Annotated in this window: 22 protein-coding genes; 8 read left to right on the forward strand and 14 right to left on the reverse strand. The window is 71.3% G+C overall.

Annotation, left to right across the window (positions count from 1 at the left end; all coding sequences use genetic code 11):
- Positions 1-162: 162 nt before the first annotated feature.
- The gene (locus tag ABXS86_RS05160; protein ID WP_230704397.1) at positions 163-2,460 is read right to left on the reverse strand and encodes a polyribonucleotide nucleotidyltransferase; all 2,298 of its coding nucleotides are present in this window, start codon (positions 2,458-2,460) and stop codon (positions 163-165) included.
- A gap of 307 nt (positions 2,461-2,767) precedes the next feature.
- On the opposite strand from ABXS86_RS05160, the gene ABXS86_RS05165 reads away from it, so the two are divergent.
- Positions 2,768-4,195, forward strand: coding sequence for a hypothetical protein (locus tag ABXS86_RS05165; RefSeq protein ID WP_353665835.1), 1,428 nt, complete (start codon positions 2,768-2,770; stop codon positions 4,193-4,195).
- Between the two features lie 69 nt (positions 4,196-4,264).
- On the opposite strand, the gene ABXS86_RS05170 is transcribed toward ABXS86_RS05165, so the two are convergent.
- Positions 4,265-6,232 (reverse strand): GDSL-type esterase/lipase family protein, encoded by a 1,968-nt coding sequence (locus ABXS86_RS05170; RefSeq protein WP_353665836.1) that lies wholly within the window; start codon positions 6,230-6,232, stop codon positions 4,265-4,267.
- Positions 6,233-6,365: 133 nt separating this feature from the next.
- On the opposite strand from ABXS86_RS05170, the gene ABXS86_RS05175 reads away from it, so the two are divergent.
- Entirely contained in the window at positions 6,366-6,977 is a 612-nt protein-coding gene (locus ABXS86_RS05175; protein WP_353665837.1) for a DedA family protein, read from the forward strand.
- Between the two features lie 35 nt (positions 6,978-7,012).
- Here the strand turns inward: ABXS86_RS05175 and ABXS86_RS05180 are convergent, their stop codons facing one another.
- On the reverse strand, positions 7,013-7,774 hold the full coding sequence (locus ABXS86_RS05180; protein ID WP_353665838.1) for a fructosamine kinase family protein: 762 nt from the start codon (positions 7,772-7,774) through the stop codon (positions 7,013-7,015).
- 46 nt (positions 7,775-7,820) lie between these two features.
- On the opposite strand from ABXS86_RS05180, the gene ABXS86_RS05185 reads away from it, so the two are divergent.
- On the forward strand, positions 7,821-8,603 hold the full coding sequence (locus ABXS86_RS05185; RefSeq protein ID WP_353665839.1) for a DNA/RNA non-specific endonuclease: 783 nt from the start codon (positions 7,821-7,823) through the stop codon (positions 8,601-8,603).
- A 72-nt stretch (positions 8,604-8,675) separates the two neighbouring features.
- Here the strand turns inward: ABXS86_RS05185 and ABXS86_RS05190 are convergent, their stop codons facing one another.
- The 4 genes from ABXS86_RS05190 to ABXS86_RS05205 form a co-directional block, all read right to left on the reverse strand.
- Positions 8,676-9,050 (reverse strand): hypothetical protein, encoded by a 375-nt coding sequence (locus ABXS86_RS05190; RefSeq protein WP_353665840.1) that lies wholly within the window; start codon positions 9,048-9,050, stop codon positions 8,676-8,678.
- A gap of 30 nt (positions 9,051-9,080) precedes the next feature.
- Positions 9,081-9,683 carry a class I SAM-dependent methyltransferase gene (locus ABXS86_RS05195; protein ID WP_307210087.1) on the reverse strand — a complete coding sequence of 201 codons (603 nt, stop codon included), beginning with the start codon at positions 9,681-9,683 and terminating at the stop codon, positions 9,081-9,083.
- Positions 9,684-10,070: 387 nt separating this feature from the next.
- Entirely contained in the window at positions 10,071-10,715 is a 645-nt protein-coding gene (locus ABXS86_RS05200) for an FMN reductase (protein WP_353665841.1), read from the reverse strand.
- A 1-nt stretch (position 10,716) separates the two neighbouring features.
- On the reverse strand, positions 10,717-11,949 hold the full coding sequence (locus ABXS86_RS05205; RefSeq protein WP_144828370.1) for an LLM class flavin-dependent oxidoreductase: 1,233 nt from the start codon (positions 11,947-11,949) through the stop codon (positions 10,717-10,719).
- A gap of 136 nt (positions 11,950-12,085) precedes the next feature.
- On the opposite strand from ABXS86_RS05205, the gene ABXS86_RS05210 reads away from it, so the two are divergent.
- Positions 12,086-13,177 carry an acyltransferase family protein gene (locus ABXS86_RS05210; protein WP_353665842.1) on the forward strand — a complete coding sequence of 364 codons (1,092 nt, stop codon included), beginning with the start codon at positions 12,086-12,088 and terminating at the stop codon, positions 13,175-13,177.
- A 280-nt stretch (positions 13,178-13,457) separates the two neighbouring features.
- On the opposite strand, the gene efeB is transcribed toward ABXS86_RS05210, so the two are convergent.
- From efeB to efeU, 3 genes are read right to left on the reverse strand one after another with little or no spacing between them, the layout of a single operon-like run.
- Entirely contained in the window at positions 13,458-14,753 is a 1,296-nt protein-coding gene (gene efeB / locus ABXS86_RS05215; protein WP_307214045.1) for an iron uptake transporter deferrochelatase/peroxidase subunit, read from the reverse strand.
- Between the two features lie 2 nt (positions 14,754-14,755).
- Positions 14,756-15,985, reverse strand: a complete 1,230-nt coding sequence (gene efeO, locus ABXS86_RS05220) for an iron uptake system protein EfeO (protein ID WP_353665843.1) — start codon at positions 15,983-15,985, stop codon at positions 14,756-14,758.
- Between the two features lie 59 nt (positions 15,986-16,044).
- A complete protein-coding gene (gene efeU, locus ABXS86_RS05225; protein ID WP_307210078.1) occupies positions 16,045-17,064 on the reverse strand; it encodes an iron uptake transporter permease EfeU in 1,020 nt (339 codons plus the stop codon).
- Positions 17,065-17,254: 190 nt separating this feature from the next.
- On the opposite strand from efeU, the gene ABXS86_RS05230 reads away from it, so the two are divergent.
- Positions 17,255-18,271, forward strand: coding sequence for an isopenicillin N synthase family dioxygenase (locus tag ABXS86_RS05230; protein ID WP_353665844.1), 1,017 nt, complete (start codon positions 17,255-17,257; stop codon positions 18,269-18,271).
- Positions 18,272-18,472: 201 nt separating this feature from the next.
- Here the strand turns inward: ABXS86_RS05230 and rpsO are convergent, their stop codons facing one another.
- Entirely contained in the window at positions 18,473-18,742 is a 270-nt protein-coding gene (gene rpsO, locus ABXS86_RS05235; protein WP_013583433.1) for a 30S ribosomal protein S15, read from the reverse strand.
- A 238-nt stretch (positions 18,743-18,980) separates the two neighbouring features.
- On the opposite strand from rpsO, the gene ABXS86_RS05240 reads away from it, so the two are divergent.
- From ABXS86_RS05240 to ABXS86_RS05250, 3 genes are all read left to right on the forward strand, one after another.
- A complete protein-coding gene (locus tag ABXS86_RS05240) occupies positions 18,981-19,202 on the forward strand; it encodes a DUF167 domain-containing protein (protein ID WP_353665845.1) in 222 nt (73 codons plus the stop codon).
- Positions 19,199-20,503 (forward strand): MFS transporter, encoded by a 1,305-nt coding sequence (locus ABXS86_RS05245; protein ID WP_307210068.1) that lies wholly within the window; start codon positions 19,199-19,201, stop codon positions 20,501-20,503. Before ABXS86_RS05240 ends, ABXS86_RS05245 begins: the two co-directional genes overlap by 4 nt.
- Positions 20,504-20,755: 252 nt before the next feature.
- The gene (locus ABXS86_RS05250; RefSeq protein WP_353665846.1) at positions 20,756-21,673 is read left to right on the forward strand and encodes a DMT family transporter; all 918 of its coding nucleotides are present in this window, start codon (positions 20,756-20,758) and stop codon (positions 21,671-21,673) included.
- A gap of 103 nt (positions 21,674-21,776) precedes the next feature.
- On the opposite strand, the gene ABXS86_RS05255 is transcribed toward ABXS86_RS05250, so the two are convergent.
- From ABXS86_RS05255 to ABXS86_RS05265, 3 genes are all read right to left on the reverse strand, one after another.
- The gene (locus tag ABXS86_RS05255; protein WP_251504046.1) at positions 21,777-22,337 is read right to left on the reverse strand and encodes a YceI family protein; all 561 of its coding nucleotides are present in this window, start codon (positions 22,335-22,337) and stop codon (positions 21,777-21,779) included.
- A gap of 150 nt (positions 22,338-22,487) precedes the next feature.
- Positions 22,488-22,853, reverse strand: a complete 366-nt coding sequence (locus tag ABXS86_RS05260) for an FKBP-type peptidyl-prolyl cis-trans isomerase (protein WP_013583439.1) — start codon at positions 22,851-22,853, stop codon at positions 22,488-22,490.
- Between the two features lie 177 nt (positions 22,854-23,030).
- Complete coding sequence (locus ABXS86_RS05265; RefSeq protein ID WP_353665847.1) at positions 23,031-24,191, reverse strand: PrsW family intramembrane metalloprotease; 1,161 nt, start codon at positions 24,189-24,191, stop codon at positions 23,031-23,033.
- Positions 24,192-24,201 lie beyond the last annotated feature (10 nt).

Raw genomic sequence — 24,201 nt, forward strand, 5'->3', positions numbered from 1 at the left:
GTAGGCGGTCCCCGTGACCGGCCCGTCGTTTCGCCCGGCTCGGCGGTAAATATTGCGTAACGCTTGACGGGCGTCGTCACGCCTCCCCCACGCGTCACGTGCGTCACACGACGGATGCCCGCCCCGCGCGAGGCGGGACGGGCATCCGATCAACGAGAAGGATCAGCCTTCGGCGGGAGCCTCGGGGCCCTCGCTCGCGGCGGCCGAGCTCTGCGTGTCGGCAGGCTCGGTCGCGGCGGCGTCCTCGTCGAGCACGGGCTCGAGCGACAGCTTGCCGCGGTCGTCGATCTTCGTGATGCGCACGAGGATCTTGCGACCGACCGAGAGCACGTCTTCGACGTTCTCGACGCGCTTGCCACCGGCGAGCTTGCGGACCTCGCTGACGTGCAGCAGTCCGTCCTTGCCGGGGAGCAGCGAGACGAACGCACCGAAGGTCGCGATCTTGACGACGGTTCCGAGGAACTGCTCGCCCACCTCGGGGTTGGTCGGGTTCGCGATCGCGTTCACCTGGGCGCGGGCCGCCTCGGCCGAAGGACCGTCGGTCGCACCGATGTACACGGTGCCGTCGTCCTCGATCGAGATCTGGGCGCCGGTCTCGTCCTGGATGGAGTTGATCGTCTTGCCCTTGGGTCCGATGAGCTCACCGATCTTGTCGACCGGGATCTGCACGCTGATGACGCGGGGCGCGGTGGGCGCCATCTCGTCGGGAGCGTCGATCGCGGCGTTCAGGACGTTGAGGATCGTGAGACGAGCCTCCTTGGCCTGGGTGAGGGCTGCGGCCAGCACCGACGACGGGATGCCGTCGAGCTTGGTGTCGAGCTGGATCGCGGTGATGAACTCGCTGGTGCCTGCGACCTTGAAGTCCATGTCGCCGAGGGCGTCTTCGGCGCCGAGGATGTCGGTCAGAGCGGCGTAGCGCGTCTGGCCGTCGACCTCGTCGGTGACGAGGCCCATCGCGATGCCGGCGACGGGAGCGCGAAGGGGCACACCCGCGTTCAGCAGCGAGAGGGTCGAGGCGCAGACCGAGCCCATCGACGTCGAGCCGTTCGAGCCGAGAGCCTCGGACACCTGACGGATCGCGTAGGGGAACTCCTCGCGGCTGGGGAGCACCGGAACGAGGGCGCGCTCGGCCAGGAAGCCGTGACCGATCTCGCGACGCTTCGGCGAACCCACGCGACCGGTCTCACCGGTCGAGTACGGCGGGAAGTTGTAGTGGTGCAGGTAGCGCTTGCTGGTGATGGGCGACAGCGAGTCGATCTGCTGCTCCATCTTGAGCATGTTCAGCGTGGTGACGCCCAGGATCTGGGTCTCGCCGCGCTGGAAGATCGCCGAGCCGTGGACGCGCGGGATGACCTGCACCTCGGCGTCGAGCGGGCGGATGTCGGCGACGCCACGGCCGTCCATGCGGACACCCTCGGCGAGGATGCGACCGCGGACGATCGTCTTGGTGACCGACTTGTACGCGGCGTTGAACTCGAGCGTCGCGACGGCGGGCAGCTCGCCCGACTCGACGGCGGCGAGGAGCTGCTCCTTGACCGAGGTCTTGACCTCGTCATCGGCGTTCTGGCGCTCCTGCTTGTCGGCGATCTGGTACACGGGCACCAGACGGTCGTAGGCGCGGCCGGCGACGAAGTCGTACGTCTGCTGGCTGTAGGCCGGGAAGACGGGGAACGACTGGATCTCCTTGGCCGCGGTGCGCGCGACCTCGTTCTGCGCGTCGACGAGCTGACGCAGGAAGGGCTTGGCGGCCTCGAGGCCCTCAGCGACGACCTGCTCGTTGGGCTTGGTCGCGCCGCCCTTGATCATGTTCCAGCTGCCCTCGGTGGCCTCGGCCTCCACCATCATGATGGCGACGTCGCCGTCGTCGAGCACGCGGCCCGCGACGATGAGGTCGAAGACGGCGTCTTCGAGCTGGGTGACGGTCGGGAAGGCGACCCACTGGTCAGCGGTCTCGCCCTGGCCGGGGATGAGCGCCAGGCGCACACCCGCGATGGGGCCCGAGAACGGCAGACCCGAGATCTGGGTCGACAGCGACGCGGCGTTGATCGCCAGTGCGTCGTAGAACTCGCCGGGGGCGATCGAGAGCACGGTGACGACGATCTGCACCTCGTTGCGCAGGCCGTCGACGAACGACGGGCGCAGCGGGCGGTCGATGAGGCGGCACACGAGGATGGCCTCGGTGGAGGGGCGACCCTCGCGGCGGAAGAACGAGCCGGGGATCTTGCCGGCGGCGTACGAACGCTCTTCGACGTCGACGGTCAGCGGGAAGAAGTCGAAGCCTTCACGCGGGTGCTTGCCGGCGCTGGTGGCCGACAGGAGCATGGTCTCCTCGTCGAGGTAGGCGGCGACAGCGCCCTGAGCCTGCTGAGCGAGGCGTCCGGTCTCGAACCGGACGGTGCGGGTGCCGAAACGGCCGTTGTCGAGAACGGCTTCAGCGGCGGTGATTTCTGGACCTTCCAAGAGGTCCCTCCTTCTTTGTTTAGGCTCGCCGCCCCGTGTGGGCGACGAGCTGACATGCGAAGGAGCAGGAACAGGCAGAAAGGGCACGCCGATGCGATCGGCGAGGGATTCCCGGCGACTGGCCACCAGTGCTCGACCACCCGGCGCTGACGACGGGGAGTCCACCACAGGGGACCAGCGTCTGCCGGCCTGCTCCGTGAGCTCGTATTTATTTGAGCGGATGCCAAGACGGCATTCGGTCCTCACCCTACCAGCGACCGCCCTTCCGGGGTGGGCACGGCGCGGCGAAGTGCTCTACCGTGACCTCATGGGCCTCATTCGTCGCAGTAGTCACACGCTTCTCGCGTGCGTGCTCCTGGGTGCGGTGATCGCCCCGTCGCCGGCCAGCGCGACATCCCTCTCCGCCTCGGCCCTCGCCCCCGTCGCGGCCGTCGACCAGGCCGCCGTCGACCGTGTTCTGGCCGAGCTCGACGCCGCGGAGACCTCGGCGGCCGAGGCCTCGCGCCGCGCCCTCGACGCCTCCGCCCTCGCGGAACGCACGCGCCTGCGGGCCGAGACGACCGCGCAGCGCGCCGAGGGTCTCACCGCCCAGAGCGAGGCGGCCGACGCCGCACTCTCCGCCGCGAGCACGCGCGCCGGAGCGAGCGCCTCCCGCCTCATGCGTACGGTGGGCGGGGGCCCGCTGGTGGCGCAGCTGCTGACGAACGCCGACCCCGACTCGCTGCTGCAGCGCCTCGGCATCCTCGACCGCGTCACCACGCTGGCCGCGCGCACCGCCGGCGAGGCCCGCAGTGCCTCCGACGTCGCCACCTCCCTGCGAGAGCAGGCCGAACAGGCCCGTGACGAAGCGGCACGCCTGGCGGCAGACGCGCAGTCGACCGCGGCGACGGCGCAGAGCGATGCGGATGCCGAGGCGGCCACTGTCGCGTCGGCGCAGGCACGGCTCGACGACCTCTACGCGCAGCTCGCCGCTCTGCGCAAGTCGACCGCCGACGCCGAACGCGCCGCCCGCGAACGCGAGAAGGCGCAGCGCGACGCGGCGGCACCCGGCGGTGCGACGGGCGGGCCCGGCGCGGGCTCCGGCTCGAGCGGCGGCGGGGCGAACGCGGGCGGGTCGGGCTCCGGCGGCTCGGGCTCGACCCCGGGCGGCGGAACGGGCGGCAGCGGAACGGGCGGCAGCGGCTCGGGCGGCTCCTCCTCCGGCGGCGGGGGCTCCAGCGGGGGCAGCGGCTCGGGCGGCGGATCGAGCAGCGGCGGCTCCGGTTCCGGCGGCGGGTCCAGCTCCGGCGGCGCCGGCTCCGGCGGCGGATCGAGCTCCGGCGGCGGCTCCGGTTCCGGCGGTGGCTCCGGCTCCGGCGGTGGCTCCGGCTCCGGCGGCGGATCGAACGCGGGCGGCGGCGGGTCCACGGCCCCGGCGGGTCCGACCATGAGCCCGTCCCAGGCCCGTGACTACGCGCGCGGCGCGATCCGCAGCTACGGCTGGGGCGACGACCAGTTCTCGTGCCTCGTGTCGCTGTGGAACCGCGAGTCGGGCTGGCGCGCCGACGCACTCAACCCCTGGAGCGGCGCCTACGGCATCCCCCAGGCGCTGCCGGGCGAGAAGATGGCATCCGCGGGCCTCGATTGGCGCACCAACGCGGCGACCCAGATCTCGTGGGGGCTGACGTACATCAGCGGCCGCTACGGCTCACCGTGCGGGGCGTGGGCGCACTCGGAGCAGACCGGCTGGTACTGACGCATCCGCACGGCGGAGCGGACGAGCGGGCGAGCGGCGCGATCAGCGACCGAGCCGGCCCGCAGCGGGTCACACCGCGTCGGCGCGCTCGCGATCGCCGCGGGTGGGCAGCTCGACGTACCCGGTGTGTTTGGCCAGCACGCCGTCGCCGGCCGTGCGCCCCCGCACGCGCCGCCACACCCAGGGCAGGGCGTCGCGGGTGAGCCAGGTTCCGCCCGGGCGTTCGGCGTCATCGGCGTGCAGGGCCTCGTCGAGGCCCAGCAGTGCGCGCGCGTCGGGCACGCCGAGCGCTTCGGCCGCACGATAGGCGACGAGACGGTGACCGGCCGAGCTGAGGTGCACGAGGTCGTCGGCCCACATCGCCGTCTCGCCGATCTCCCCCACCGCTTCGAGGTCGAGCAGGATCGCCCCCTGCTCCGCGGCGATGCGCCGCAGGTGCACGTTGTAGGCGGCGAAGCGACGGGCGAAGATGCGGGCCGCGGGCCGACGCGGCAAGAAGGTCGTGACCAGCAGCACGTCGGCTCCCGTGCGCCGCACCGCGCGCACGGCCGACTCGACCTCGGCGACCAGCGCGGCCAGCACCGGGGCGGGCCCCACCAGATCGTTCGCGCCGATGAGGATCGACACGAGATCGGGCTCGAGCGCGAGGGCCGCGGGAATCTGCTCGTCGATCAGGTGGCGCACGCGACGGCTGCGCACGGCCAGGTTGGCGTAGCGGAACGGTCCCGCGTCGCTCGTGTGGGCCAAGAGCTCCGCCAGACGGTCGGCCCACCCGCGGTAGTGCCCGCTCGGCATGCGCGAGGCGTCGCACAGGCCCTCGGTCAGGCTGTCGCCGAGGGCGACGAAGCGGGTCCACCGCCCTCGGGTTCCGGATGCCGCGGGCGCGGCGGGCCGCGCGACCCCGCGTCGCAGCATCACGTCGTCGACGCGGCGCAGGGCCACGGCATCCGCGTAGTGCCCGACGAGATCGCGGGTGAGCGCCTCCCACGTCCGGCCCTGTACGGCGTCGCGCGCGGCGCGCGAGAAGGCGCGGCGCTTGGACTCGTCACCGACGAGGTCGGCGACGCGGGCGCGCATGTCGTCGAGGTCGCCGGGCTTGTACAACCACCCGTCGACGCTCGAGCGCACCAGGTCGAGCGGTCCGCCGACGCCCGTCGCGACCACGGGCACGCCGCTGGCCAGCGCCTCCTGGATCGTCTGACCGAACGTCTCGCTCTCCCCCGGGTGCACGAACACGTCGAAGCCCGCCATGACCCGCGCGAGCTCCGACCCCGACAGGTGGCCCGTGAACACGGCATCCGGGATCGCCTTCTCGAGGGCGGGGCGTGACGGCCCGTCTCCCACGATGACCAGCCGGGTGTCGGCGACCTCGGCGAGCGCGCGCAGATCGTCGACCTGCTTCTCCGGCGCCAGGCGACCGACGTAACCAACGATGCGCTGACCGGCCGGGGCGACCTCGGCGCGCCACGACTCGTCGCGGTGCTCGGGGGCGAAGCGCACGGCATCCACTCCCCGTCCCCACCGGCGGATGCGGTCGACGCCCAGCTGCGCGAGCTGCCGCGTCGACGACGACGACGGAGCGAGGGTGAGGGTCGCCCGGCGGTGCAGGCGCGCGACGTGACCGGCGACGAGGGCCGTCGCGTGGGGCAGGCCGTACTTCTGGGCGTAGGCGACGACGTCGGTCTGGTACACCGCGACCGAGGGGATCTTGAGCGCATCGGCGGCGGCCAGGCCCTGCCACCCCAGCACGAACGGCGAGGCGAGGTGCACCACGTCGGGATCGAAGTCGCGCAGCAGGGCGCCCAGACGCGCGGCGCGGGCGAAGACCACGCGCACCTCGGGGTACGAGGGCAGCGGCACCGAGCGCAGCAGTTCGGTGCGGGCTCCGTGCAGGTCGGCGGTCACGTCGCCGGATTTGGGGGCGATCACGAGCGTCTCGTGGCCCGCCTCCGCCAGATGGCGCAGGACATGGAGAACGGAACCGGTGACCCCGTTCATGTGCGGGAGGAAGGATTCGGCCAGCAGCGCGACTCTCACGACACCAGGGTGAGGCGTGCCGGGGCCTGCGGGGCGCCGTTCTGCCCCGACGTTCGCGATGTTCACCGGATGCTCCGCCGGGCGTCACCGGCGCGTGGGCGGGGCGTCTCGATCCACGGCGGAGAGTGAACGAATGGACGGTGTCGACGCGTGGCTGCAGGCGATCGCGGCGAGTCCGTGGGCGCTGCCCGCGATGGCGCTGCTGGTGTTCGCCGATGCGTTCCTCGTCGTGATCCCCGGTGAGGCCGCGGTCACGGCGTTCGGCGCCCTCGCCGTCGCCCACGGCACTCCCCCGCTCGCCGCGGTGGTCGTCGTCGCGGGGGCCGCGGCCTTCGCCGGCGACCTCGGCTGCTATCTGGTGGGGCGCCTCGTGGGCGTCGAGCGTTGGGCGTGGATGCGCGGACCCCGCGTCTCCGCCGCGCTGGACTGGGCGCGGGCACGGCTCGAGCGCAACGCCGCGGTCGTGCTCTTCACCGCGCGGTTCGTGCCGTTCGCGCGGCTCGCGGTGAACCTCGCGGCGGGTGCGGCGCGGGTGAATCCGGCGCGCTACCTCGGCGTCGCGGCCCTCGCCGCCCTCGCGTGGGCGGCCTACCAAGCGGTGATCGGTGCGGTCGTCGCGGCGCTCGTGCCGGGCGGCCCGGTGGTGGCGGTGGTGGTGTCGATCGTCGTGGCCGTGGGGATCGGCGTCGGCATCGACCTCGTGCTCGCGCGGCGGGCGAAACGGCGGGCGGCCGCGCGCTCCTGACCCTCCTGAGATCCCGGATGCCGGCGCCCGGCGCCTCAGCCCAGGGCGAGCGTCTGCTCGGCGGCGTCGACGAGAGCGCGCCCGTACGACGGCCCGTGGCCGGCGGCGTGCACGGCGAGCGGATGCAGCTGATGCACCGGCACGCGCTCTCTCCAGCCGTCGCGCAACGGGTGGGCCCGGTCGTAGGCGTCGAGGATGCGCTCGAGGAACGGGCAGCCGAACAGCGCGAGCATCGCGAGATCCGTCTCGCGGTGACCGCCGTGGGCCGCGGGGTCGATCAGCACGACCCCCTCGTGGCCCCACAGCACGTTGCCCGCCCAGAGGTCGCCGTGCAGGCGCGCGGGCGACTCGTCGTCGTCGAAGGCACCCGCCGCGATCAGCGCGCACGCGCGCCCGACCACCTCGGCTCCGGATGACGACAGGTTGCCGGCGGCGACCGCGACCGACACGAACGGCTCGACGCGCTGCGCCGCGTAGAAGACGCCCCACGTCGGCTTCGGTCGGGCCGGCTGCGAGCGGCTGCCGATGAAGATGTCGCCCGTCCAGCCGGGCGGGGGCGAGCCGAACGCCCCGGCCCCGGCATCGTGCGTCGCGGCGAGCGCGGCACCGAACGCGTGGGCGGCCTCGGCGGAGGGACGCGTCTCGGCGATGCGCTCCAGCACGATCCGCTGGTCGGCGACCTCGAGCACCTCGGCGATGCGCGCGCCGCCCGCCTGGGCGAGCCAGCGGAGCCCGGCGGCCTCGGCGGCGAAGAACCCCGCGGGGGCGTCGCGGCGGGTCTTCACGTGCTGTTCCATTCATCCAGTCTGTCGCGATGTCGGAGGTCACCGGCACGATGGAGGCATGAGCGACGGCTACGACCCGGACTTCCTCGGCATCCCCCTGCCCCTCCCCTCTCCCGCGCAGCCCACCATGCGGCTCGACTACCCGCGCTTCACCGTGCTGCTCGACGAGCAGCGGCGTTTCGCGGCGGTCACCGCCGTGGTGATCGACGGAGCGAGCCTGCTGGATCTGCCGCGCACGGGTGAGTGGAGCCTCGACTCGCGCGCTCCCGCCGACGCGCAGGCGGGGCCCGAGGTCTACAGCCGCAACGACCTCGACCGCGGGCATCTCGTGCGCCGCCGCGATCCCGGCTGGGGCGCCACCGATGAGGCGCGCGAGGCCACCGAAGCGACGTTCTTCTACACGAACGCCGCTCCGCAGGCCGCCGGCTTCAACCAGTCGAAAGAGCTCTGGCTCGGCCTCGAAGACCACGTCTTGGCCTACGCCGAGGCGACCGACCAGCGCATCGCCGTGTTCACCGCGCCGGTGCTCGCCGACGACGACCCGCCCTACCGCGGCATCCGGGTGCCGCTGCGGTTCTGGAAGATCGCCGCATGGCGTCAGGGCGAATCGCTCGCCGCGGCCGGCTTCGTGCTCGATCAGAGCGAGCTCGTCGACACCCGGCAGGGCCTCGTCGTGCCGCCCCTCGGGGCGTTCCGCACCTTCCAGGTGCCGATCGCCGACATCGCCGCCCAGGCGGGCGTCGACGTCGGCCCGCTCGTCGAGGCCGACACCTTCGTGCGTCGCGGGCTGCGCCCCGTCGCCGCACGCGAGCTGCGGGGCGCCGACGACATCGTGCTGTGAGGTGCGCCCCGGTCACGCGCGGATTGACCGACTCGTCGCAACCCAGGTGGCTGAGCCCGTCGAAGCCCCCGGTCACGGGCCGACCGACCACCCCGTCGCCGCGCAGGCGCACCCCAGGCGGCTAGGCCTGTCGAAGCCCCCGGTCACGCGCGGATCGACCGACTCGTCGCAACCCAGGTGGCTGAGCCTGTCGAAGCCCCCGGTCACGCGCGGATCGACCGACTCGTCGCAACCCAGGTGGCTGAGCCTGTCGAAGCCCCCGGTCACGCGCGGACCGGCCGGCTCGTCGCACCCCAGGCGGCTGAGCCCGTCGAAGCCCCCGGTCACGCGCGGATCGACCGACTCGTCGCAACCCAGGTGGCTGAGCCCGTCGAAGCCCCCGGTCACGCGCGGATCGACCGACTCGTCGCAACCCAGGTGGCTGAGCCCGTCGAAGCCCCCGGTCACCGGCGGGTCGACAGCGCCCGCCGCCGCTTCTCAGCGCACGCGCACCGCGTGCAGCACCGTGTCGATCGCGGGCTGCGCGTGCCCGTCTCGCAGCTCGGAATCTCCCGTGCCTCGCGTCACCTGCTCGCAGCGCTCGATGCGGAAGCGGTCGTCGAGCGCGCCGCGCAGCAGTTCGGGCGTGTAGAGGATCGCCGGGTCGGAGGGACCGTGCCCGCCCGCGGCGATGTTGTCGACGTCGTGACCGATCACCACGAGCGTCCCGCCGACGGCGACCCACTCCGCGATCCGCGCGATGGCCGCGGCGTTGTCGCGCAGGTGCAGATAGCACGACACCACCAGATCGACGGATGCCGCGGGCTCGAACTCGTGCACGTCGGCACGCACCCACGAGACGGCGTCGCCGCCCGGGCGGGCCGCGGCGAGCGCGAGCCCTGCGCTCGAGAAGTCGATGCCCGTCGTCGTCCAGCCGCGCTGCGCCAGCCAGAGGGCGGTGCGTCCGTCGCCGGTGGCGACGTCGATCGCGGAACCCGGTGCCAGCGCGCCGGCGATCTCACGGACGACGGCGGGAGGCTGGGTCGCCCACACTCCCCCGGCGGAGGCGCGGTAGCGCTCGTCCCACTGCGTGGCATCCATTCGGTCTCCTCCGGCTCGCTCCCACCCTAGATCCGCGTGCGAGCGCCCCGGCGCCCGCGTCGCCTTCGAACCGAGGCGACAGAACGGATGCCGTCGCCTCACCACTCCGCATCCGCCGCACCGCAGCGCCCTCGGCAATCCGCGCATCCTCAGCGATCCGCACATCCTCAGCCCGAGACCCCCGATGACGACGGAGGTTGCGCGAATCGCTCACCCTGCGCCGCCGCGCCCGCCCACCGCGATCCGCACACCCTCAGCGATCCGCACATCCTCAGCCCGAAACCCCCGGCGACGACGGAGGGTGCGCGAATCGCTCACCCTGCGCCGCCGCGCGGACAGCACGAAGCCCCGCCGCCCGACGAGGGGCGACGGAGCTCCGTCACAGGGTCACTCCCCCGACAGACCACCCAGCAGGTGGCCGAACGAGCGGCCTTCGCCGAGGTACGACGACGGGTCGAACGGGTCGGCGTCGCGCACGGGTTCGCGGGCGGCGATGGCATCCGCGAGCTCACGGGCGCCGCGGTCGACGCGGGATCCGAGCGGGGCGACCTCGTCGGCGTTGGCACCCCAGTCGCTCGAGGCGGCGAACACACCGGTCGGCACGGGGTTGGCGTGCAGGTAGGTGAACAGCGGACGGATCACGTAGTCGATCGCGAGCGAGTGCCGGGCGGTGCCGGCGTTCGCTCCGATGAGCACGGGGGTTCCGGTGAGCGCCTGCGGGTCGAGCACGTCGATGAACGACTTGAACAGACCCGAGTAGCTGGTCGAGAAGATCGGCGTCACCGCGATGATCCCGTCGGCCGAGACGACCGTGTTGATCATCTGCTCGAGGGCGGGCGGGGCGAAGCCGGTGAGCAGGTTGTCGGTGAGGTCGTGCGCGTAGTCGCGCAGCTCGAAGACGTCGGCAGTGGCCTCGATGCCGCGCTCGCGCAGCTCCGCGAGCACGGCGTGGCTGAGTCGATCGCCGAGCATGCGGGTCGACGAGGGAGTCGAGAGTCCCGCGGTCACGACCGCGATGCGACGAGCGGCCATCTCAGGCACCGACCTTCGACGCGGCCGCACCGAACGCGCTGCCCGATCGGGGCGCGGCATCCTGGTACGGGCTCCCCGACACCATGTTGTCGCCGCGGTTCGCACCGGGAACCGCCTGACGCGGAGCGGCGCCGGCGTAGATCTTCTCGATCTGGTTGGCGTGCGTGGGAGCGTCGGGCACCTCGGCCGGGCGGTTCTTCTGCAGCTCCTTGCGCAGCACCGGCACGACCTCGCCGCCCAGGATGTCGAGCTGTTCGAGCACGGTCTTGGTGGGAAGACCGGCGTGGTCGATGAGGAAGAGCTGGCGCTGGTAGTCGCCGAACGTCTCGCGCATCGCGGCGTAGCGGTCGATGATCTGCTGCGGCGAGCCGACGGTCAGCGGGGTCATCTCGCTGAAGTCCTCGAGGCTCGGGCCGTGGCCGTAGACGGGCGCGTTGTCGAAGTACGGGCGGAACTCGCGCACGGCGTCCTGCGAGTTGGCGCGCATGAACACCTGTCCGCCGAGGCCGACGATCGCTTGCTGGGGCGTGCCGTGGCCGTAGTGCGCGAAGCGCTCGCGGTACAGCGTGATGAGGCGCTGGTAGTGCTCCTTGGGCCAGAAGATGTTGTTCGCGAAGAAGCCGTTGCCGTAGTACGCGGCCTGCTCGGCGATCTCGGGCGTGCGGATCGAGCCGTGCCACACGAACGGGGGCACCCCGTCGAGGGGACGCGGGGTCGAGGTGAAGCCCTGCAGCGGGGTGCGGAACTTGCCCTCCCAGTCGACGACGTCTTCACGCCACAGCTTGTGCAGCAGGTCGTAATTCTCGATGGTCAGCGGCAGACCCTGACGGATGTCCTTGCCGAACCAGGGGTAGACCGGTCCGGTGTTGCCGCGGCCGAGCATGAGGTCGGCGCGACCGTTCGACACGTGCTGCAGCATCGCGAAGTCTTCGGCGATCTTCACCGGGTCGTTCGTGGTGATGAGCGTCGTGGAGGTCGTGAGGATGAGGCGCTCGGTCTGGGCCGCGATGTACGCGAGCGTCGTCGTGGGCGACGACGACCAGAACGGCGGGTTGTGGTGCTCGCCGAGGGCGAAGACGTCGAGGCCGACCTCTTCGGTGTGCTTGGCGATCGTGAGCGTGTCCTTGATGCGCTGGGCTTCGCTCGGCGTCGTGCCGGTGGTCGGGTCCTGGGTGATGTCGCTCACCGTCATGACACCGAACTGCATTCCGGGCCAGGTGTTCGTCTCGTTCATGATGCGACCTCCGTTTGTATGCATCTGAATATACATGGTGGAACGCACCACGCCCAGCTTTATTCCGCTTACCTCATCGGCATCCGGAAACCGCCCCCGTCGACCCGCACGATGCGCGCGGCTAACGTCGCCCCGGATGACGGATGCCGTGACCCCCACCCCCGCGACCTCGCGCGTGCCCTTCTGGGACAACGCCCGCTTCGCCGCGATCGTGCTCGTCGTGCTCGGACACGCGATCCAGCGCCTCACCTACGACTCGGATGCCGCGGAGGCACTGTACCTGCTCGTCTATGCGTTCCACATGCCGCTGTTCGCCCTCGTCTCGGGCTACTTCTCGTCGGCGGCCGAGCCCACGCGGCGGCGTATGGCGCGCGTGTTCACCGATCTCATCGCGCCGTACGTGATCTTCGAGGCCCTGTGGACGATCGTGCAGTTCGCCGTCACCGGCCGCACGAACCTCGACCCGGCCCAACCGTCGTGGACCCTGTGGTTCCTGCTCGCGCTCGCGCTGTTCCGCGTCGCGTTGCCGTATCTGGCCCTGTTGCGCGCCCCCGTCGTCTGGGCACTGGCGATCTCGGTCGCCGCGGGATACCTGCCGAGCATCGACTCGACCTTCTCGGTCTCCCGCTTCCTCGGCCTGCTGCCGTTCTTCACCCTCGGATGGTGGCTGCGCGAGCGCGACGTCGTCGCACGCCTCGGCCTGCTCGCCAGCCGCCCCGCGTGGATGCGGGTCACCGCCGCAGGCATCCTCGCGGGAGCCGGCGTGCTCGCCTTCGTGTTCGTCGACACGTGGCAGGACCTGCGCCTGGGAACGTGGTTCTTCTTCGTCGACGCCTACGTCGATCTCGACGCCCCGCAGTGGTGGGCGGGCGCCGCGCGCCTGGCGATCATCGCCCTCGCGCTCGTGCTGATGGCGGCGTTCCTCGTGCTGATCCCGCGCCGCGAGACCCGGTGGACGCATCTCGGACGTTCCACGATGTACGTCTACCTGCTGCACACGTTCGTGCTCTACCCGCTCCGCCAGTCGGGGGTGCTGCGAGGGCTCGAGCCGATGTGGGTGTGGATCCCGGTCGCCGTGCTCGCCAGCGTCGGCATCGCCGTGGCCCTGTCGAGCCGCCCGGTGCGGCGCGTCTTCCGCCCGCTCGTCGAGCCCCGGATGCCGTGGCTGTTCCGCGATCGCGCGCTCGGCGTCGGCCGCGAGCCCGCGGCATCCCAGCGAGGTCCCTGAGCCGGTCGAAGGGACCCGGTGACTTCGACAAGCTCAGCCACCTACCTACCGAGGTCCCTGAGCCTGTCGAAGGGACCGGACCCCGCGCGCGCCCGGTGGCTTCGACAAGCTCAGCCACCTACCTACCCAGGTCCCTGAGCCTGTCGAAGGGACCGGAACGCGCAGACGCCCGGTGGCTTCGACAAGCTCAGCCACCTGCCGACCGGAACGCGCAGACGCCCGGTGACTTCGACAAGCTCAGCCACCTGCGAACCGGACCCCCGCGACCGCTCAGCCGCCTCTACGCCCCGAGCAGCCCCGCGCCGATCGAGGTGCCGGACGGGGCGGCGGGCGGCACGGCCCACAGTCCCGAGCCCACGTGGCGCAGGTATTCGCCCATGGCATCCGTCGCCAGGGCCTTCTGCAGGGTGATGAAGCGGTCGGGGCTCTTCTGGAACGACAGGAAGAACAGCCCCGCGTTGAGGCGTCCGAGGTCGGTCGTGCCGTCGACGAAGTTGTAGCCGCGGCGGAGGATGCGGATGCCGCCGTTCATGTCGGGATGCGCGAGCCGCACGTGACTGCGCGCGTCGATTGCGGGCTTGCCCGTCGCCCCGACGGCCGAGAAGTCGGGCGCGGCGAACTCGTCGCCTCCCGACAGCGGGGCGCCGTTCGCCTTGTCGCGCCCGACGACGCGATCCTGCTCGGCGAGGCGTGTGCGGTCCCAGGTCTCGATGAGCATCGCGATGCGACGCGCGACGAGGTACGACCCGCCCGCGAGCCACGCCGGACCCTCGGATGCCGACACCCACACGTTCTCGTCGAGAGCGGCCGTGTCGTCGGCGAGGATGTTGGCCGTTCCGTCCTTGTAGCCGAACAGGTTGCGCGGCGTGGACTGATCGGCCGTGGTCTTCGAGGTGCGGCCGAATCCGAGCTGCGACCACCGGATGGTTGCGCGCCCGAAGGCGATGCGGCTGAGGTTGCGGATCGCGTGCACGGCGACCTGGGGGTCGTCGGCGCACGCCTGGATGCACAGGTCGCCGTCGGAGCGGAGCGGGTCGAGGTCGTCGCCGAGGAAGGCCGGGAGCCTCTCGAGCCCCGCGGGCTTCTGCCCCTCGAGGCCGAAGCGCTGGTCGAACAGCGAGGGACCGAAGCCGAAGGTGATCGTGAGGTTGCTCGCGGGCAGGCCGAGCGCCTCGCCGGTGTCGTCGGGCGGGGCCTCGGGCGAGCCGTTGACGGCGCCGCTCGCGCTCACCTCGAGTCCCTGCATCATGCGGGTGGCCGCGTACGTCCAGTCCGACAGCAGCTCGGCCAGATCGTCGCGGGTGGTGCGCGCCATCATGTCGTACGACGCGAAGTGCAGGTGCTCCTGCACTTCCGTCGTGATCCCGGGCTGATGGATGCCGCCCGTCGCCGCCGCGGCATCCATCCCCGCCTTCTGCTGCTCGCGCGCGAACGCCTGCCCGCCGACGAGGCCGCCGCCCGCGCCCACGACGAGTCCCGTGGCGCCGGCGCCCAGCGCCAGCCCCATCAGCCCGCGGCGGGACAGGCCGCCGGCATCCGGAGCCTTCTCGTCGGCAGTGTTCTCGGCGTCGCTCATGCTCACTCCAGGATCGTGACCGTCAGCTGCGACAGCGGCTCGGCGAGGGCGTTGATGAGGTCGGTGAGCTCGCGCTTGTCGGCCTCGGTGACCTGGCTGTAGGGAACGAAGCCGGCGTCGAGCGAGCCGTACTTCGCCAGTGCCGCCTCGAGGTCGGCGTACCCGGCGTCGATGCGGGTGACGAGCTCGGCGCCCTTGTCGCCCTTCGACTCGGCGAAGTCGCGCACGAGCGAGAAGGCCATCTTCGAGCCCTCGACGTTGGCGGCGAAGTCGTTGAGGTCGGTTCCCGACCACCAGTCCTCTTCACCGCTGATCTTGCCGGTCGCGACCTCGTCGAGCAGCGCGATCGCGCCGTTCGAGATGCCCGCCACGCCCTGGTCCTCCAGGGTCTGCGTGAAGGTGTCGGAGTGCACGTAGTCGTACAGCTCCTGCGTGTCGGCGATCAGCTTGTCGCCGTACGTCGCGCGCTCGGCCGGCGTCGAGGGCGCCCAGTCCTTCCACGCGGGCGTCTCGCCGTCGGCGTTGAGCGCGTCCTGCGCGGGAACCCACAGGTCCTTCTCGATGCGGTGGAAACCGGTCCACTCCAGGCCCTCGGCGACCGCGTCGACCTCGCGGTAGTCGATGCGCGGGTCGAGGTCGCCCAGCGCCTCCGCGATCGGCTCGATGCGCTCGTAGAACGCCCGCACGCGCGGGAACTGCTCGCGGGCGGTCGCGTCGTCGCCCGACTCGTAGGCGGCGGTGAAGCTCTGCACGGCGGGGAGGAGCTGCCCCGTCTGGTCCTTCACGAACGCGGCGTAGAGGTCGACGGCCTGCTTCTTCTGCTCGGCATCCGGCCCCTCGACCGCGACCGCGTCACCCGTCACGGTGAAGCTCTTCTTGCCGACGCCGTCGCCGACCATGCCGGGCTTGCAGAGGGTGAAGTAGTCACCGGGCTGGGCGACGACCGTGAGGGTGCGCGAGGCTCCCGGGGCGACGTTCTCGACCTCGCCGACGATGCGCAGGCCGTCGGAGGCCAGCAGGTAGAACTCGGTGACCTGGTCGCTCTTGTTCGCGATGTCGAACGCGACGGTGCCACTGGGCGCGGTGCTCGCCGACACCGCGCAGTCGTCCGCGGTCGAGGTGACGGCGAGCGCTCCCCCGGCGGCCGCGTCGGCCTTGGCGACGCAGCCCGAGAGGGCGAGGACGGCCGCGCCGGCCACGGCCGTGGCCGCGAGGAGGCGTGTCGAATTCATGGGTGCTCCGTTCGGATGTGGGGCGGATGCCGCGGCGATCAGCGCACGCGGAAGAAGGGTCAGGACGTGGCGGGGGTCGCGGTCGACGTGGTCCGCGCGACGGGGGCGGTCGGCGATGCCGCGGCGGTGGGCGAGGCTGTGGACGCGGGGGCGGCCGGAACCGACGCGGTCGCAGCGGCCTGTGCGGCGCGCGGACGCCGGTTGCCGCGGACGCCGCGGATGAACAACGGCACGACCACGGCGATGTAGACCACCCACGCGATCACCTGCAGCCACGTCATCTTCGGCATGAAGCCGACGGTGGCCTGCAGGAGCGCGGCGAGCGCACTGTCGGGCGCGATCACGGCGGAGACGTCGAACGCCCAGCCGAAGGGAAGACCCGCCCAGCCGATCGCGACGAGTCCGGTCGCGGGATCGACGGGAGCGCCGGCCCCGAACGGACCGGGCAGCGCACCGGCCTCCTGCAGGTCGTGGAAGGCGTAGGCCAGCACGCCCGCGGCCACGACGACGAGGAAGCCCCCACTCCAGGTGAAGAAGCGGCCGAGGTTGAGGCGCAGCATGCCACGGGCGATGAACCATCCGAGCACCGCGGCGACGCCGAGGCCGATGACGGCGCCGATCAGCGCGATCGCCTGGTCCTGGAACGACTGCACCATGGCCCACAGGAACAGCGTCGTCTCGACGCCCTCGCGGGCGACCGAGACGAACCCGATCGCGACGAGCGCCCAGACGCCCCCGCGCAGCGCCTTGTCGACGCCGCCCTCGAGGCCCGACTTCATCGTGCGGCCGGCCTTCTGCATCCAGAAGATCATCCAGGTGACCATCGCCACGGCGAGCAGCGACAGTCCGCCGCCGAGCAGCTCCTGCGCCTCGAAGGTGAGCATGTAGGCGCTGAAGGTGAACGCGGCGCCGATGGCGAGCGCGAGCGCGATCGCCAGGCCCACTCCGGTCCACAGCTTCGGCAGCGCGTCGCGCCGGCCGACGCGCGTGAGGTAGGCCACGAGGATGCCGACGACGAGCGCGGCCTCGAGCCCTTCGCGGAGGCCGATGAGGAAGGTGGCGAAGAAGCTGGCAAGCACGGGCGGGTGTTCCGACTTTCGTGAGAGGACGGGGCCGCGACGGTGCGGATCAAGTAAGGACAGCCTCACCTGACTGTGACAGATTACGCACATTCGTCGATTCGCGCACCTCCGAGTCGCCCTCGGAGCCCCGGAAGTAACCCGCGGCAACATTCGCGCGCGCCATCTCGCGCCGATCTAGCCTCGACCCATGTCCGAGCTCAATCTCCCCGTCCTCGACCTCTCGCTCCTCGACCAGGGGCCGGATGCCGCCGCCCGGTTCCGCGACGAGCTGCGCGCCGCGACGCACGACGTCGGATTCTTCTACCTCACCGGCACGGGCGTGAGCCCCGCCCTCGAGGAGCGCCTACTGCAGGCCGCGAAGGACTTCTTCGCCCTGCCCGAGGCCGAGAAGCTGTCGATCGAGAACGTCACGAGCCCGCATTTCCGCGGCTACACCCGCGTCGGCGGCGAGCTGACGCAGGGCCGCGTGGACTGGCGCGAGCAGATCGACATCGGCCCCGAGCGCGAGCCCGTGACCGACCCCGACGGCCCCGGCTACAACCGTCTCGTGGGGCCCAACCTGTGGCCCGCCGCCCAGCCCGAGCTGCAGGAGGTCGTGGCCGAGTGGCACGATCACCTCACCGGCATCGCCCGCAAGCTGCTGCGCGCCTGGGCCCTCGCGCTCGGCGCCGAGGAGCAGTACTTCGACCGCCACTTCGGCGACCCGCAGACCCTCATCAAGATCGTCCGCTACCCCGGCAAGAACGACCCCACGCCCCAGCAAGGGGTCGGCGCCCACAAGGACTCGGGCGTTCTCACCCTGCTCTGGGTCGAGCCCGGAAAGGGCGGCCTGCAGGTGGAGCGCGACGGCGAGTGGGTCGACGCTCCCCCGGTCCCGGGCGCGTTCGTCGTCAACATCGGCGAGCTGCTCGAGTACGCCACGCAGGGCTACCTCACCGCGACGAACCACCGCGTGATCTCGCCCCGGTTCCCCGACGAGCGCATCTCGGTGCCGTTCTTCTTCAACCCGGCCCTCGACGCGCGCCTGCCGATCATCGAGTTGCCCGCCGAGCTCGCCGCCGACGCCCGCGGCGTCTCGCAGGACCCGTCGAACCCCATCCACGCGACCTACGGCGAGAACGCGCTCAAGTCGCGGCTGCGCGCCCACCCCGACGTGGCCGAGCGTTGGCACCCCGACCTGGTCGCCGCCCGCACGGCATCCTGAACCCCGTCTGCGAACCCCCAGGTGGCTGAGCCCGTCGAAGCCACCCACCCCTTAGCAAACCCAGGTGGCTGAGCCTGTCGAAGCCACCGGCCGCTTCGACAGACTCAGAGACACTCTCCCCGCATCCGGGAATGACGAAGGCCGCCCCACACCGTGGGGCGGCCTTCCAAGAATGTTTTGCGCGATAGAACGCTGGTGCGATTAGCGACGCAGACCGAGACGCTCGATGAGCGAGCGGTAACGGTTGATGTCGACGTCCTGCAGGTAACCCAGCAGGCGACGGCGCTGACCGACGAGCAGGAAGAGTCCACGGCGCGAGTGGTGGTCGTGCTTGTGGATCTTGAGGTGCTCGGTGAGGTCCTTGATGCGCTGCGTCATCATCGCGACCTGCACCTCGGGGGATCCGGTGTCACCGGGGTGCGTCGCGTACTCTTCGATGATCGCCTTCTTGACGTCTGCTTCGAGTGCCATAGATGGGATCCCCTTCCTTCTCATTGCGCGGCGCCCGTCACACGATGTGCGAGCTCTCTTTATCCGCGGCCGATCGAACGGCAACCGCATGAGTCTACCAGCATCCGGATGCCGAGACCGCACCGGTCGGCGACGCTCGAGCCCGGCCCCGCAGCGTGCTCTTCGAGGGGCTCCGGATGCCGCGAATCCGACGCCGCACGCGACCGACGGTGTCGGAGGCCTGGCGTAGCCTCGATCCGTGCAGCTCACCGTCCGCGTCAAACCCGGAAGCCGGCGCGGCCCCCTCGTCGAAGACACCGCCGACGGGCTCGTGGTCCACGTCCGCGAGCGCGCCGTCGACGGTGCGGCCAACGACGGCGTCGTGAGGGCCCTGGCCGCCCACTTCGCGGTGGCCCCGCGCGACGTCGAGATCCTGCGCGGCCACTCCGCTCGCATCAAGCGGATCGAGGTCGACGCATGAGCGTGCGCCAGAGCGCCTTCATCGACATCCGTCCCCTGACCACCTCTCCCGCGTTCGCGCGCCTGTGGGTCGGGTCGACGCTCGCCGGCCTCGGCGGTCAGCTCACGGTCGTCGCCGTCATGCTGCACGTGTTCGAGCTCACCCAGAGCACCCTCGCCGTGTCGATGATCGCCGTGGCGGGGCTGCTGCCCATGATCGTCGCGGGCCTGTACGGCGGGATGCTCGCCGACGCGTTCGATCGACGCACCGTGGCGCTGCTCGCGGCCGTGGTCACCTTCGTCTCGACGGCGTTGCTGGCGGTGCTCGCGTGGACCGGCCTCGAGACCGTGGCGTGGCTGTTCGTGCTGAGCGTGGTGAATTCCGCGGCGAACTCGATCGTCATGGCGACCAAGTCGGCGATCACCCCGCGTCTGATCTCGCGCGACCTGCTGCCCGCAGCCGCGGCGCTGCAGGGTGTGACGGTGGGGATCATGGTCATGGCGGGCCCGGCCCTCGCCGGCGTCCTGGTTGCGTTCGCGGGGTACGCGTGGACCTACTCGCTCGACGTGCTGCTCATGACTTCGCTCTTCCTCGGGCTGTGGTCGCTGCCCAAGCTCCGCCCCGAGGGCGAGATCGTGCGGCCCGGTCTCGAGTCGCTCCGCGACGGCATGCGCTTCCTGCGCCGCGCGCCGAACATCCGCCTGCAGTACGTGCTCGACATCATCGCGATGACCTTCGGCCAGCCCGTGGCGCTGTTCCCGGCGATCGGCGCGGTCCTCCTCGGCGGTGGGGCGATCACCACGGGTGTCCTCACCGCGGCGGTCGCGGCGGGGGCGTTCTTCTCGAGCCTGTTCTCGGGCCCGATCGGTCGCGTGCGTCGTCAGGGTCTCGGCATCGAACGCGCGATCCAGGTGTACGGGCTGTCGATCGCCGCGTTCGGCGTCGTGCTCCTGGCCGCGACCCTGGGCTGGGCGCGCCCCGCCGACACCGGCGAAGAGCACGGGGCGGTACTGCTGATCGTGCTCGCGGCGCTCGTGCTCGCGGTGTCGGGTGCGGCCGACAACGTCAGCGCGATCTATCGGTCGACCATGATGCAAGCGGCAGTTCCGGATGCCATGCGGGGGCGACTGCAGGGCATCTTTGTCGTCGTGGTGGCGGGCGGCCCGCGCATCGGAGCCCTGTACGCCGGCACCCTGGCCACGCTGACGGCCCTGTGGGTTCCGCCCCTGTTCGGCGGGATCGTCATCCTCGGCCTCGTCGGCACGCTGGTGCGGTTCACGCCGCGGTTCCGGGCGTACGACGCCCTCGACCCGCAGCCCTGACGCGCGGCCCGCGATGCCGCAAGGCGCCCCCGCTCCCCGCTCCGCCGGCACCGAGAGCGCGCAAGGCCGCCCGCGACAGCCACGCATGAACGCGATCGGCACGCATAAACGCGCTCTCCTTGCGTTTATGCGCTGGATCGCGTTGATGCGTGAGAGGGACGCCCGACGTGCGTCTGCCGATCGTCGGCGGATTTCGGCCGTCGCAGCCGACCGGCCCACGCGATGTCGGTGGTCGGCCGTAGTGTCAGCTCCGTGGCATCCACCCCCGCTCCCTCCCCCATCTCGATCACCGTGCAGTTCGTGCTCACGGGCATCGTGTGGGGGTCGAGCTTCCTCTTCATCGCCGTCGCGCTCACCGGAATGACCCCCGCGCAGGTCGCGGGCGGCCGACTGCTGTTCGGAGCCCTCGCCCTCGCGGCGATCGTGGCGATCCGCCGCGAACGACTCCCCCGCACCCTGCGCGTCTGGGCGCACCTGTGCGTCTTGTCGGTGTCGTTCTGCGTCGTGCCGTTCCTGCTGTTCGCGTGGGCCGAGCAGCACGTGTCGTCGGGCCTGGCGAGCATCTTCAACGCCACCACGCCCATCATGACGGCGGTGATGGCGTGGGCGGTGTTCCGCGTCGAGAAGCTCCGCGTCGGTCAGCTCGTGGGCATCGGCGTCGGCATCGCGGGCGTGGCGATCATCATCGCCCCCGGGGCCGTCGGCGAGGTCGGCGACAGCACCGTCGCCCAACTCGCGCTGCTCGGCGCCACCGCCTGCTACGGCTTCAGCCTCGCCTACATGCGGCGCTTCCTCGGCGACAGCGGCCTCTCGGGCGTGGCCTTCGCCTTCGGCTACATCGCTCCCGCCGCCGCGCTCATGGTGCTGCTGTCGCCGTTCATCCTGGCCGAGCCGCCCCGCCTCGACCTGCCCGTCGTGGCGAGCATCGTGGCCCTCGGCGTGCTCGGTACCGGCGTCGCCTACGTCTGGAACCAGAACACGCTGCGCGCCTGGGGCCCCACGCGGGCGTCGACCGTCACCTACATCACGCCCGTCGTCGGCGTCGCTCTGGGCATCATCGTGCTGGGCGAGACCATCAGCTGGAACGAACCGGTCGGCGCCGCCGTCGTGTTCCTCGGCATCCTGCTGGTGCAGCAGCGGATCCGGCTCCCCCGCCGAGCGCACGTCTGACGCACCAACCCCGAGACGACGACGGTCCCGGATGCCATGGCATCCGGGACCGCACGGAAACGACGAGGGCCCGGATGCCGCGGCATCCGGACCCTCGTGAAGATCACGCCTGGAGCGAGAGCTGCAGGTCGAGCTCGATGGTGACGTCCTTGCCGACGAGCACGCCGCCCTTTTCGAGGGCCGCGTTCCAGGTGAGGCCGAAGTCCTCGCGGTTGATGACCGTCTTGGCGGTCGCGCCGGCCTTGTAGTTGCCCCACGGGTCGGTGCCGAAGCCACCGAAGTCGAGCGAGAAGGTGGCGGGCTTGGTGATGCCGCGGATGGTCAGGTCGCCGTCGACGAGGAAGTCGCCGTCTTCGAGGCGAACGCCGGTGGAGCGGAAGTCCATCGTCGGGTAGGTCTCGATGTCGAAGAACTCGGCCGAACGGAGGTGCTGGTCGCGACCCTCGTCCTTGGTGTCGACCGAGGTGACGTCGACCGACGCCTCGACGGTGGCCTCGAGGGGGTTCTCGGGGGCGACGATGGTGGCGCTCTTGACGCCGAAGGTGCCGCGCACCTTCGAGATCATCATGTGGCGCACCGAGAAGGTGACCTCGCTGTGGCTCGGGTCGAGGACCCAGGTGCCGGTCTTGTAGCCGGGGATGTCGAGGGCGGTGGTGTCGGTCATGTCACTCCTTGAGATCTGGGGAGCCGTTTCGGCGTCCTGACGAGGGCCAACTCCCATTCACACGAATGTATTCCACGATCGTGGAAAATGACGAACCCGAGAAGGCCGCAGCCCCCTCGGGTTCGTGAACGTCCGGTGACGAACGGAAGGTCAGCCGACCTTGAGCAGGTCGATGATGAAGATGAGGGTCTTGCCGCCGAGGAAGTGTCCTCCGGCCGGACCGTAGGCGAGGTGCGGCGGGATGACCAGCTCGCGGCGTCCGCCGACCTTCATGCCCGGGATGCCGTCCTGCCAGCCCTGGATCAGGCCGCGCAGGGGGAACTGGATGCTCTCGCCACGGCCCCACGACGAGTCGAACTCTTCGCCCGACTCGTACTCGACACCGGCATAGTGCACGGTGACGGTGTCACCGGGCTTGGCCTCGTCGCCGTCGCCGACGATGATGTCGCGGATGACGAGGTCGGAGGGGGCGGGGCCGCTGGGAGCGTCGAACTCCGGCTTGGTGCGATCAGTCATGCATCCATCCAAGCACGCCGAACCGATCGGCGAAGCCCCTGGACAAAGACTCAGCGCCCGGTGCCGCGGCGATGCCTGCGTGTCTCCCGGGCGCTGAGTTGGCCTACGACGATGGTGCTCCCGAGCTCGGACGGTGTCAAGACCCCCGGCGGGTGACATCGGCCACGTCGGTCGATCTCAGCGCGAGAGCAGGGTCGCGCGCGCCGCCGTCGTGCGCTCGAGCAGATAGCGTTCGGCCGCGGCCGCATGAGGATCGCGCCCCGAGATCGCCCGTTGGCGAGCGGCGGCGAGCGCCGTGGCATCCGTGATGAACGACTTCATCACCGGCGACCGGTCGCCCGGCAACGTGCGTGCCCACGCGAGCGCAGACCTCCGCCCCGGCCCGGTCGCGAGCATGTCCACTTCCTGAGGGGTGAACCACCCCGCGGCTGCGTATTCGCCGAGCCGGGCGCGGGTGAGTCGCGACTCCTCCCGACGCAGCGCCAGGACGCCCAGGATGAACAGCACGAACAGCGGCACCTGCAGGGCGGCGTAGATCTCGAAGAAGTCGAAGAAGGTGGCCGAGCCGTTCCACAGGGCGTGCAGCACGATCGCCCCGATCAGACCCGGGATGCCGTAGCCCAGCGCCGCGCCGGTGCGCAGCCCGCGACGCGCGGCGAGTCCGAACGCGAATCCGGTGAGGCTGGTGAACATGACGTGCGCGAACGGCGAGAGCACCGCACGCAGGAAGAACGTCGTGGCGACCTGCCCCGGCCCACCCTCGAGGTAGCTGATGGCGAAGTACTGCACGTTCTCGGTGAGCGCGAAGCCCGCGCCGATCAACGCGCCGTAGACGATGCCGTCGACGGGTCCGTCGAACGCACGGCGCGCGAACGCGAAGATGAGCAGCACGCCCAGGCCCTTCGCGACCTCCTCGACGATCGGAGCCTGCACCACGGCGCTGAACGCCTCGGGCAGCCGGCCCACCAGGAGCGTGACCACGAGGTCGACGCCGAGGGCGATGGTGACGGCGGCGATCGCCCCCCAGGCCACCGCGAAGACGAGCAGGCGCCGCGGTTCGGGCTCCCACCGGTCGATGTAGCGCACGGCGAACCACACGATCACGAACGGGATCGCCGCCAGGATCAACCCGATGAAGGTCGCGGCGGTGCCGAGGAAGCCGGTGAAGTACCGCACGAGGAGCGCCAGCAGAGGCACGAGGAGCACCGCGACGATCCATAGCGCCACTCCCCCGCGTCGAGTGCGGCGCGGGGCGGCGGACACGGCGGGCTGCGGCGCGGTCGAGATGCGCGAAGCCTCCGCCGACCCGGGACGCGACAGCGGCGAGGGGGTGCTCATGCGCACAGCC

The sequence above is a fragment of the Microbacterium sp. che218 genome (genome assembly GCF_040436305.1).
Lineage (GTDB): Bacteria > Actinomycetota > Actinomycetes > Actinomycetales > Microbacteriaceae > Microbacterium > Microbacterium algihabitans.